Source organism: Streptomyces sp. 35G-GA-8 (genome assembly GCF_023534745.1).
Lineage (GTDB): Bacteria > Actinomycetota > Actinomycetes > Streptomycetales > Streptomycetaceae > Streptomyces.
Genome location: NZ_JAMHJQ010000010.1, coordinates 341,243 through 352,758, shown reverse-complemented (window position 1 = coordinate 352,758; position 11,516 = coordinate 341,243). Strand labels below are relative to the sequence as shown.

Sequence of the window (11,516 nt, the reverse complement as noted above, 5' to 3'; positions counted from 1 at the left end):
AGTAGCGCCGTCCGCCCTCAGGGCGGGGCTCGCGGCGTCCGGTGCGTGCGATCGCAAGGCGGAGGATCGTCCTCGTACTGGACGTACTTGGACGACTCCGACAACGCGGCGAGCGTGCGTGCCGGGCGTCGCGAGCCAGGCGGGACTTTCGATACACGCCCTACCGCCCGACCACCCCACTGGCTCGACGTTCCCTGGAGTAGAGACGGCATGGACAACGAGGACAAGCTCCGTTATTTCCTGAAGCGGGTCACCGCCGACCTGCGTGAGACACGCCGGCGGTTGCGCGAGGTCGAGGACGGTGAGCAGGAGCCGATCGCGATCATCGGGATGAGCTGCCGCTACCCCGGCGACGTGCACTCACCCGAGGACCTGTGGGAGCTGGTCGCGAACGGTCGCGACGGTGTGACGGCCTTCCCCACCGACCGGGGCTGGGGCGATGTCGAGCTGTCCGACCCCGAGGACCCGGAGCGCGTGTTCCTCACCGAGGGCGGATTCCTGCACGACGCGGCCGAGTTCGACCCCGGCGTGTTCGGGATCTCGCCGCGCGAGGCGCTGGCGATGGACCCGCAGCAGCGGCTGCTGCTGGAGACCTCGTGGGAGGCGTTCGAGCGGGCCGGGATCGACGCGTCGTCGCTGCGCGGCAGCAGGACGGGCGTGTTCGCGGGTGTGATGTACCACGACTACGTGTCGCGGCTGCGGTCGGTGCCGGAGGGGCTGGACGGCTTCCTCGGCACCGGCAGCTTCGGCAGCGTCGCCTCCGGCCGGGTGTCGTACACGTTCGCGTTGGAGGGGCCCGCCGTCACGGTGGACACCGCCTGTTCGTCCTCCCTGGTCACGCTGCATCTGGCGGCCCAGGCGCTGCGGTCGGGCGAGTGTTCGCTCGCCCTCGCGGGCGGTGTCACCGTGATGGCGACCCCGAACACGTTCATCGGTTTCAGCAAGCAGCGCGGCCTCGCCGCGGACGGCCGGTGCAAGTCGTTCTCCGACAGCGCCGACGGCACCGGCTGGGGTGAGGGCGCCGGGATGCTGCTGCTGGAGCGGCTGTCGGACGCCCGGCGCAACGGCCACCAGGTGCTGGCGGTCGTACGCGGTTCCGCGGTGAACCAGGACGGGGCGTCGAACGGCCTCACCGCGCCCAACGGCCCGTCCCAGCAACGGGTGATCCGGCAGGCGCTGGACAGCGCCGGACTGACCCCGGCCCAGGTCGACGCGGTCGAGGCGCACGGCACCGGTACGACGCTGGGTGACCCGATCGAGGCGCAGGCGCTGCTGGCCACCTACGGCAAGGACCGCGCCGGTGAACCGCTGTGGCTCGGGTCCCTGAAGTCCAACATCGGCCACACCCAGGCCGCTTCGGGCGTCGCCGGCGTCATCAAGATGGTCATGGCGATGCGGCACGACATGCTGCCGCGGACGCTGCACGTCGGCGAGCGCTCCCGGCATGTCGACTGGTCGGCCGATGCCGTGGAACTGCTGACCGAGGCGCGGCCGTGGCCGGCGACGGGGCAGCCGCACCGGGCGGCGGTGTCGTCGTTCGGTATCAGCGGCACCAACGCCCATGTCGTCCTCGAACAGGCTCCCGCCGTGGACCCCGACGACGACCCGGCCGAGCCCGTCGACCCCGTCCTGGCCGACGCGGTGCCATGGGTACTGTCCGGCAACGACCCCGCCGCGCTGCGCGATCGTGCCGCCGCTCTCCTGTCCCACCTGGACGGGCGCGACGCGTCGGCGGCGGACATCGGCTACTCGCTCGCCCTGACCAGGACCGCGCTGGAGCACAGGGCCGCCGTCGTCGGCGCCGACCGCGCGGAGCTGCTGCGCGGGCTCGCGGCCCTGGCCGCCGGCGGCGAGGCGGCGAACCTGGTGCGCGGCACGGTGGGCACACGCGGCAAACTCGCGTTCCTGTTCAGCGGACAGGGCAGCCAGCGGGTGGGCATGGGCCGCGAACTGTACGGGGAATTCCCCGTGTTCGCGCACGCGCTGGACGAGATCTGCGCCGGCCTTGACCCGCATCTGGACCGGCCGCTGCGGGACGTGCTCTTCGCCGAGCAGGGCACCGAGGCCGCCGCCCTGCTCGACCTGACCACCTACACGCAGCCCGCGCTGTTCGCGATCGAGGTGGCGCTGTTCCGTCTCGTCACGGCATGGGGCCTCGCCCCGCAGTTCCTCGCGGGCCACTCCATCGGGGAGCTGGCGGCGGCGCATGTGTCGGGCGTGTTCTCCCTCGCCGACGCGTGCGCGCTGGTCGCCGCCCGTGGCAGGCTGATGGGCGCGCTGCCCGAGGGCGGAGCGATGCTGTCGCTGCGCGCGGACGAGGACACCGTCCGCCGCCTGGTCGCCGAGCACGGCGGCGCGGTGGATGTCGCGGCGGTCAACGGCCCCGAGTCCACGGTGGTCGCGGGCGACGCCGACGCCGTGGCCGTCATCGACAGCGCGTGGCGGGAACGCGGCGGGAAGAGCCGCTACCTGCGGGTCAGCCACGCGTTCCACTCGCCGCACGTGGACGCCGTGCTGGACGACTTCCGCGCCGTCGCCCGGACCGTCTCCTACGGGAGCCCGGCGATCCCGATCGTGTCCACCCTGACCGGCGCCGTGCTGGCCCCGGAGCAGGCGCGCGACCCGGAGCACTGGGTGCGCCATGTCCGCGAGGCGGTGCGGTTCCTCGACGGTGCCCGGTGCCTGCGCGATCAGGGCGTCACGCACTTCCTGGAGCTGGGCCCGGACGCGGTACTGACCGCGATGGGCCGTGACTGCGTCGACGAGGGCGCGCTGCTGGTGGCCGGGTCGCGTGCGAACCGGCCCGAGGGCGCCACGCTCACCTCGGCGGTCGCCGCACTGCACGTGCGGGGCGTCGCCCTCGACTGGCAGGCGGTGTTCGCGGGACGCGGCGCCCGGCGGATCGACCTGCCCACGTATCCGTTCCAGCGCACCAGCTTCTGGCTGGACGCGGGCGCGCACACGTGGGACGTGGCCTCGGTGGGCCTGCGGCCCGCCGACCACCCGCTGCTGGGCGCCGCCGTCACCCTGGCGGACGAGGAGGGTGCCCTGCTCACCGGCAGGCTCTCCCTGCCCACCCACCCGTGGCTGGCCGACCACACGGTCGGGGGCGTGGTCCTCGTGCCGGGCGCCGCGTTCGTGGAGCTGGCGATCAGAGCGGGCGACCAGGTCGGGCTCGATCACATCGAGGAGCTGACGCTGGCGGCGCCGCTGGTCCTGCCGGAGGACGGCGCGGTGCGGCTCCAGGTGTCCATCGGGGCGCCGGACGAGTCCGGGCGCCGCGCGCTGAGCGCCTACTCGCGGGCCGACGACGCGCCCGACGATCAGCCGTGGACGCGGCACGCCTTCGGCACGCTCGCGGCGGGCGAGGCGCTCCCGGCCACCGGTGGGGACGCCTGGCCGCCCGCGGGGGCCGAGCGGATCGACATCGAGGGCCGTTACGACGACCTCGCCGCGTCGGGACTCGGCTACGGGCCCGCGTTCCGCGGCCTGCGCGCCGCGTGGCGGCGGGGCGACGAGGTGTTCGTCGAGGTGGAACTGCCCGACAGCGACACTGCGGGCTCCTTCGGGATGCACCCCGCGCTGCTCGACTCCGCGCTGCACGCCATCGGGCTCGGCGGCTTCGTCGCCGACGCGGAGCGGCTGCACCTGCCGTACTCCTGGCGTGGCGTGCGGCTGCACAGCAGCGGCGCGTCCGCGCTGCGGGGACGGCTGTCCCCGGCGGGCGCCTCGGGCGTCGCGATCGCCCTGGCCGACGGCACGGGCGCGCCCGTCATCTCGGTCGAGGCACTGTCGCTGCGGCCTCTGGCGGCGGAGGGGCTGGGGGGCGACCGGCTGGACTCGCTGTTCCGGGTCGACTGGTCGCCCGTACGGCCCGCCGTCTCCGCCCCCGCCCGCTGGGCGGTCCTGGGGGACGGGCTCGGCCGGGTGGAGACCTCCGGTCCGGCCCGCGCGTATCCGGACCTGGCCGCGCTGGCGCGGGACGAGGTGCCGGACCTCGTGTTCGCCCCCGTGCCCTCGGCCGAGGGCACGGCGGAGGCGACACACCGGGCGCTGGCGCTGGTAAGGGGCTGGCTCGCCGATGACCGGCTGAGCTCGGCGCGGCTGGTGTTCGTCACCGCCGGCGCGGTTTCGGCGGGCGCCGACGAGGACGTCACCGACCTGGCCAACGCGCCCGTGTGGGGCCTTGTGCGCGCCGCGCAGTCCGAGCACCCCGGGCGGTTCGTGCTCGTCGATGTCGACGGGTCGGCGGCCTCGGTACACGCCCTGCCGGGCGCCGTCGCCGCCGGTGAACCTCAACTGGCGCTGCGTGCCGGTGAGTTGTTCGTGCCGAGGCTTGTGCGTGCGCGCGCGGTGGAGTCGGAGGGGCCCGGTTTCGGTGCGGGTCCGGTGCTGGTGACCGGTGCGAGCGGGATGCTCGGTGGTCTGGTGGCGCGGCATCTGGTGGTGCGGCACGGGGTGCGACGGCTGGTGCTGGCGAGCAGACGCGGCCATGTGGGCGGCCTGCGTGACGAGTTGGTCGGACTCGGCGCCGAGGTCACTGCCGTCGCCTGTGATGTGGCCGATCGGGACGCGGTGGCGGCGCTGCTGGCCGAGCACCCCGTGACGGCCGTCGTGCACGCGGCGGGTGTCCTGGACGACGGTGTGATCGAGTCGCTCACCCCGGAGCGGATCGACACCGTGTTCCGGCCGAAGGTCGACGCGGCGTGGCACCTCCACGAGCTGACCCGTGACCTGGACCTGTCGGCGTTCGTACTGTTCTCCTCCGCCGCCGGCACGTTCGGCAACGCCGGCCAGGCCAACTACGCGGCGGCCAACGCGTATCTCGACGCCCTCGCCCAGCACCGGCGCGCCGGCGGCCTGCCCGCGACGTCGCTCGCGTGGGGCCTGTGGGCGGACGCGAGCGGCATGACCGACGAACTGGCCGCGGCCGACCGCGGCCGACTCTCGCGTGCCGGTGTCGCCGCGCTGTCCGCCGGGGAGGGGCTGCGGCTGTTCGACGCCGCCATCGCCCTGCCGTCGGCCGTGGCCGTGCCCATGCGACTGGACCTGGCGCCGCTGCGGGCGCGCCCCGAGGCCGTCCCCGCGCTGCTGCGCGCGCTGGTGCGCACGGCGCGCCCAGGGGCCGCGAAGCCCGACGGGAGCCTGGCGGCGCGCATATCGGCGCTCCCGGAGGACGAACGTCTGCCGCTGCTCCTCGATCTCGTGCGCACGTGCGTCGCCGCCGTGCTCGGCCACGCGTCCGCGGCAGAGGTGGAACCGGAGCGGGCGTTCGGCGAACTCGGCTTCGACTCGCTCACCGCGGTCGAGCTGCGCAACCGGCTCGACGCGGCCACCGGGCTGCGGCTGCCCGCGACGCTGGTCTTCGACTACCCGACGCCGCTGGTGCTCGCGGGCCATCTGCGCGCCACGCTGCTCGGCGGCGACGACGCGCGGACGACGGTCGGCAGGGTGGCCGTTGCCGAGGACGAGCCGATCGCCATCGTCGGCATGAGCTGTCGCTACCCCGGTGGGGTGCGCTCGCCGGAGGACCTGTGGCGACTGGTCGCCGAGGGCCGTGACGCGGTGTCCGACTTCCCGGACGACCGGGGCTGGGACGTGGAGTCGCTCTACGACCCGGACCCCGAGCACACCGGCACCAGCAGCGTCCGACGGGGTGGTTTCCTCTACGACGCCGCCGAGTTCGACCCGGCGTTCTTCGGCATGTCGCCGCGCGAGGCGCTGGCGGTCGACCCGCAGCAGCGGCTGCTGCTGGAGACCTCCTGGGAGGCGCTGGAACGGGCCGGGATCGAGCCGAAGTCGTTGCGGGGCAGCGCGACCGGCGTGTTCGCGGGAGTGATGTACAACGACTACGCCGCCCGGCTCCGGCGCGCTCCGGAGGGTTTCGAGGGCCAGCTCGGCTTCGGCAGCTCGGGCAGCGTCGCCTCGGGACGCGTGTCCTACGTACTCGGTCTCGAAGGCCCGGCGATGACGATAGACACGGCGTGCTCGTCGTCGCTCGTCGCGCTGCATCTGGCGGCTCAGGCCCTGCGCTCCGGCGAGTGCTCGCTGGCGCTGGCGGGCGGTGTGACGGTGATGTCCAGCCCGGCGGCCTTCGTGGAGTTCAGCAGGCAGCGTGGGCTGGCCCCGGACGGCCGCTGCAAGGCGTTCTCCGCCGACGCGGACGGCACCGGCTGGGGTGAAGGGGTCGGCATGCTGGTGGTGGAGCGGCTGTCGGACGCCCGGCGCAACGGTCACCGGGTGCTGGCGGTCGTACGCGGTTCGGCGATCAACCAGGACGGCGCGTCCAACGGCCTCACCGCGCCGAACGGTCCGTCGCAGCAGCGGGTCATCCATCAGGCGCTCGCGAGTGCCGGGTTGTCCCCGTCGGACGTGGACGCGGTGGAGGCGCACGGGACCGGTACGACGCTGGGTGACCCGATCGAGGCGCAGGCGCTGCTGGCCACCTACGGCCAGGACCGTGCCGGTGAGCCGCTGTGGCTCGGGTCGCTGAAGTCGAACGTCGGCCACACGCAGGCCGCGGCCGGTGTCGCGGGTGTGATCAAGATGGTCATGGCGATGCGGCACGGCGTGCTGCCGCGCACCCTGCATGTCTCCGAGCGCTCCCCGCACGTGGACTGGTCCGCGGGCGCGGTCGACGTGCTGACGGAGGCCCGGCCCTGGACGGTGGCGGGCCGGCCGCGGCGGGCGGGCGTCTCGTCGTTCGGTGTGAGCGGGACGAACGCGCACACCATCATCGAGCAGGCCCCGGACACCGAGGAGTCCGCTCCCGCCGGTGCGTCCGCGCCGGTCGACGGTGTCATGCCGTGGGTGCTGTCCGCGCGTCACGCGGAGGCGTTACGGGATCAGGCGATCCGGCTGCGGGAGCACGTCGCGGCTGACCCGGGGGCCGGAGTGGTCGACATCGGCTACTCGCTGGCGACGACGCGTTCGGCATTCGACCACCGGGCCGTTGTCATCGGTGGCGACCGCGAGGCACTGCTGGACGGGCTCACCGCTCTGGCCGAGGCGCGCCCTTTCCCCGGCCTGGTCGAAGGGTCCGTCGCCGTGGGCGGTGTCGGATTCCTGTTCTCGGGTCAGGGGTCGCAGCGGCTCGGCATGGGCCGTGAACTGTCCGAGCGGTTCCCGGTGTTCGCCGGGGCGTTGGACGAGGTGCTGGGCGAGTTCGACCCGGCCGTGCGCGACGTGCTGTTCGGTGACGATGCCGACGCCCTGCACCGGACCGGCGTGACGCAACCCGCGCTGTTCGCGGTCGAGGTGGCGTTGTTCCGGCTCTTGGAGTCGTGGGGTGTCCGGCCGGATGTGCTGGCCGGACACTCGATCGGCGAGCTGGCCGCGGCGCACGTGGCGGGTGTGTGGTCGCTCGCTGATGCTTCGAAGGTGGTGTCGGCTCGTGGTGCGCTGATGCAGGCGCTGCCCGAAGGCGGTGCGATGGCGGCGATCCAGGCGTCCGAGGCCGAGGTCGCGCCAGGGCTGCCCGACACCGTGGGCATCGCGGCGGTCAACGGCCCGAACTCGGTGGTCGTCTCCGGTGTCGCCGCCGACGTGGAGGTGCTGGCGGAGCTGTGGCGTGAGGGCGGTCGCAAGGTGACCGGACTCCGCGTCAGCCACGCGTTCCACTCGCCGTTGATGGAGCCGATGCTCGACGAGTTCCGTCAGGTGCTGGAAGGCGTGTCCTACGAGGCGCCCACCATCCCTCTCGTGTCGACGCTGATCGGTGCGCGGGCGAGCGCCGAGGAACTCGCCTCGCCGGAGTACTGGGTGCGGCACGTACGGGAGTCGGTGCGCTTCGCCGACGCCGTCGGCACGCTCGTGGCCGAGGGTGTGGCGACCTTCGTCGAGATCGGACCGGGCGGGACACTGTCCGCGCTGGGCCAGGAGTCCGCGCCCGACGCGGTCTTCGTACCGGCGCTGCGCGGCGATCGCCCGGAGGAATCCGCGTTGGTCTCCGCCGTGGCGCGGCTGGGCACGAGGGGCGTACGGGTGGACTGGACGAGGCTGCTCCCCGGCGGGCGTTCGGTCCCGCTCCCGACGTACGCGTTCCAGCGCAGGCGCTACTGGCTGGACGCGCCGCGTGATCTCCGTATCGACGAAGCCGCCGGCGGTCTGGGCCTGGCGGGCGCGGACCACCCGCTGCTCGGCGCCGCCGTGGACCTCGCCGACGGTCAGGGCCTCGTATGCACCGGCAGGTTGGGTACGGACACCCACCCGTGGCTCGCCGATCACGCCGTCTCGCAGGCGATCCTCCTGCCGGGCACGGCATTCGTGGAGCTCGCGCTCGCCGCGGGCGGCAGGCTCGGCCTCGACGAGGTGGACGAACTGACCCTGGCCGCACCGCTGGTGCTGCCCGAACGCGGCGGCGTGCGACTGCGGGTGACGGTCGGCGGCGACGACGGCTCCGGCCGCCGGACGCTGAGTATCGACTCCTGCCCGGACGACCCGGTCGCCGACACCGACTGGACCCGGCACGCCACCGGCTTCCTCACCACCGGAGCCCCCACTCACCCGGCCGCGATCACACAATGGCCGCCCGCTGGAGCCGAACCCGTCGACGTGGAAGGACTCTACGACGGGCTCGCGGGGGCCGGGTTCGGATACGGGCCCGCCTTCCAGGGCCTCAGGGCGGCATGGCGCGGCGAGGACGCCGTGTACGCCGAGATCGAGTTGGACGAGGCCCAGCACCGGGACGCCGCGTCGTTCGGCGTCCACCCGGCGCTGCTCGACGCCGCGCTGCACGCCTGCACACTCGGCGACCTCGTCGAGGACGCCGGTCGGCCCCGGCTGCCGTTCTCCTGGAGCGGGGTCCGGTGGCACGCGACCGGTGCCACCACGGCGCGGGTACGGGTCACGCCGGCCGGGCCCGACGCCGTCTCCCTGGACCTGACCGACGTACAGGGACACCCCCTGGCGACGGTCGCATCCCTGGTCCTGCGGCCGATCGCCGCGGACCAATGGGGTGCGCGCCACCGCGATTCACTGTTCCGGTTGGAGTGGGTGGCCGCACAGACCCGTGCGGCCGCCCCCGCTCCTTCCCGCGGTTGCGCTCTTATCGGCCCGGACGACCTGAAGGTCGGCGCGGGTCTCGCCGCGACGGGCATGGCCGTCGAGGAATACGGCGATCTCGCGGCACTCGCCGAGGCCGAGGCCGGGGTGCCCGGGCTGGTCGTCGTCCCGTGCGTCGAGGACGGCTCGGGGCCGGTCCCCGCCGCCCGTAGCGCCGCCCTCCGCGCGCTGCGGCTGGCCCAGGAGTGGCTGGCCGACGACCGGTTCCTCGACTCCCGCCTCGTCTTCGTGACCCGCTGGGCCGTCGCGACCGGGCCGGACGAGGACGTGCCCAATGTCGCCAACGCGACGGTGTGGGGCCTGATCCGGTCGGCACAGTCCGAGAACCCCGACCGGTTCGCGTTGGTCGACGTGGACGTGCACGACGCGTCCTGGGCGGCGCTGCCCGCCGTATTCGCCGGTTCCGAGCCCCAGGTGGCGGTGCGCGCCGGTGACCCGCTGGTGCCGCGCCTGGCACCGTCCCGACCGTCGACGGCGGAGTCCCCGGTCGAGTTCGCGCCCGGTGGCACCGTCCTGGTGACCGGGGCCACCGGCACGCTGGGCGGCCTTGTCACCCGGCACCTGGTGACCGGCCATGGCGTCCGGCACCTGCTGCTGGCCAGCCGCAGTGGCGCCGCCGCGCCCGGCGCCGCCGCCCTCCGCGCGCAGCTCGCCGGCCTCGGCGCGCGGGTCACGCTCGCCGCCTGCGATGTCACCGACCCCGCTGCGCTGGCGGAACTGCTGGCCGCGGTGGACCCGGATCACCCGCTGACCGGTGTGGTGCACTCGGCCGGAGTGCTGGACGACGGTGTGATCGGCTCGCTGACCCCCGAACGGATCGACAAGGTGTTCCGGCCGAAGGTCGACGCGGCCTGGCACCTGCACGAGCTGACCCGTGACCTGGACCTGTCGGCGTTCGTGCTGTTCTCCTCCGCCGCGGGCACGTTCGGCAATCCTGGCCAGGGCAACTACGCGGCGGCCAACACCTTCCTCGACGCGCTCGCCCACCACCGAAGGGCCGCCGGTCTGCCCGCGACGTCGCTGGCGTGGGGCCTGTGGGACACGACCGGCGCGATGACCGACGGACTGGCGGGGACCGATGTCGCGCGGATGTCACGCTCCGGTGTCACCGGCTTGACCGAGGAGCAGGGCCTCGCGCTGTTCGACCTCGGGTGCGCGGCGGATGACGCCGTCGTGGTGCCGATGCGGCTCGACGTCGGCGCCCTGCGCGGCGCGCCCGACGACGTGCCCGCCCTGCTGCGCGGGCTCGTGCGTCCACGGACCACCAGGGCGGCCGGCGCGGCCGGCGCGGGCGTGGAGCGGTTGGCCCAGCGGTTGACCGGCCTGACGGAGGAGGAGCAGGACCGGGAAGTGCTCCGGGTCGTCCGGGACCAGGCGGCGGCCGTGCTCGGCTACCCCTCGGACGAACTCGATGTCTCCGGCTCCCTGACCCAGCTCGGCCTGGACTCCTTGACCGCGCTGGAACTGCGCAACCGGCTCGCGACCGCGACCGGACTGCGTCTGCCCACCACCGTCGTGTTCGACCAGCCGACCGGCCCGGCGCTCGCCGGGTATCTGCGGCGCGAACTCGCCTCGGGGACCGTGGACGCTCCGGCCGCGCCCACCGCCTTGGCGGCCGAGGACACGTTCACCGGCCTGTTCCGGCAGTCATGTGACCTCGGACTGTACGAGGAGGGGTGGCACATGGTGACCGCCGCCGCGCGCGTGCGGCCGGTGTTCACGGCCCCGGACGAGGTGCCCGCACTGCCGTCGATCACGCTGGCGACCGGACCGGGAATCCCGCTGCTGTGCTTCCCGCCGACGATGGCGCCCTCCGGCCCGCACTACTTCGCCTGGTTCGCCCCCGTGTTCGCGGGCGAGCGGGACGTGACCGTGCTGCCCCACCCCGGCTTCGCGGCGGGGGAGGCGCTGCCGGCGACCAGGGAGGCGGTCGTCCGCTTCCAGGCCGAGGCCGTCAGGAGGCAGGCGGGCGACCGGCCGTTCGTGCTCCTCGGCTACTCGTCGGGCGGATGGCTGGCCAACGCCGTCGCCGCGCTGCTCGAACAGCAGGGCAGCGCACCGGCCGCGGTGGTGCTGCTCGACACCCACACCGCCACGACCTCGTTCGAGGACCGGCTGGAGGCGGCGTTGAGGAAGCGTCTGTCCAGCAGCAAGGCGTTCGAGCTGATGAACGGCGCGCAGCTGACCGGGCAGGGCGGCTACGTGCCCGTGTTCAGCGACTGGGAGCCAGAACCGGTCGAGGCGCCGACGCTCTACGTGCACGCCACCTTCCCGCCGGGGGAGTCGGCGGCGCTGGAGACCGAGGACGACTGGGAGCCCACATGGCCGCTCCCGCACGAGGACGCGTACGTCCCCGGTGACCACTTCACGATCATGGAAGACCACTCCGAGTCGACGGCCCTCGCCGTGCGGGCCTGGCTGGGCGACGGCCCGGGCGACACCACCCTCTGAAC

1 pseudogene is annotated in these 11,516 nt (G+C 74.0%); it reads left to right on the top strand.

Annotated elements, in window-relative coordinates:
- Positions 1-255: 255 nt before the first annotated feature.
- A pseudogene (locus tag M1203_RS24805) lies at positions 256-11,514 on the top strand (type I polyketide synthase); the annotation flags it as partial.
- Between the last annotated feature and the right edge of the window lie 2 nt (positions 11,515-11,516).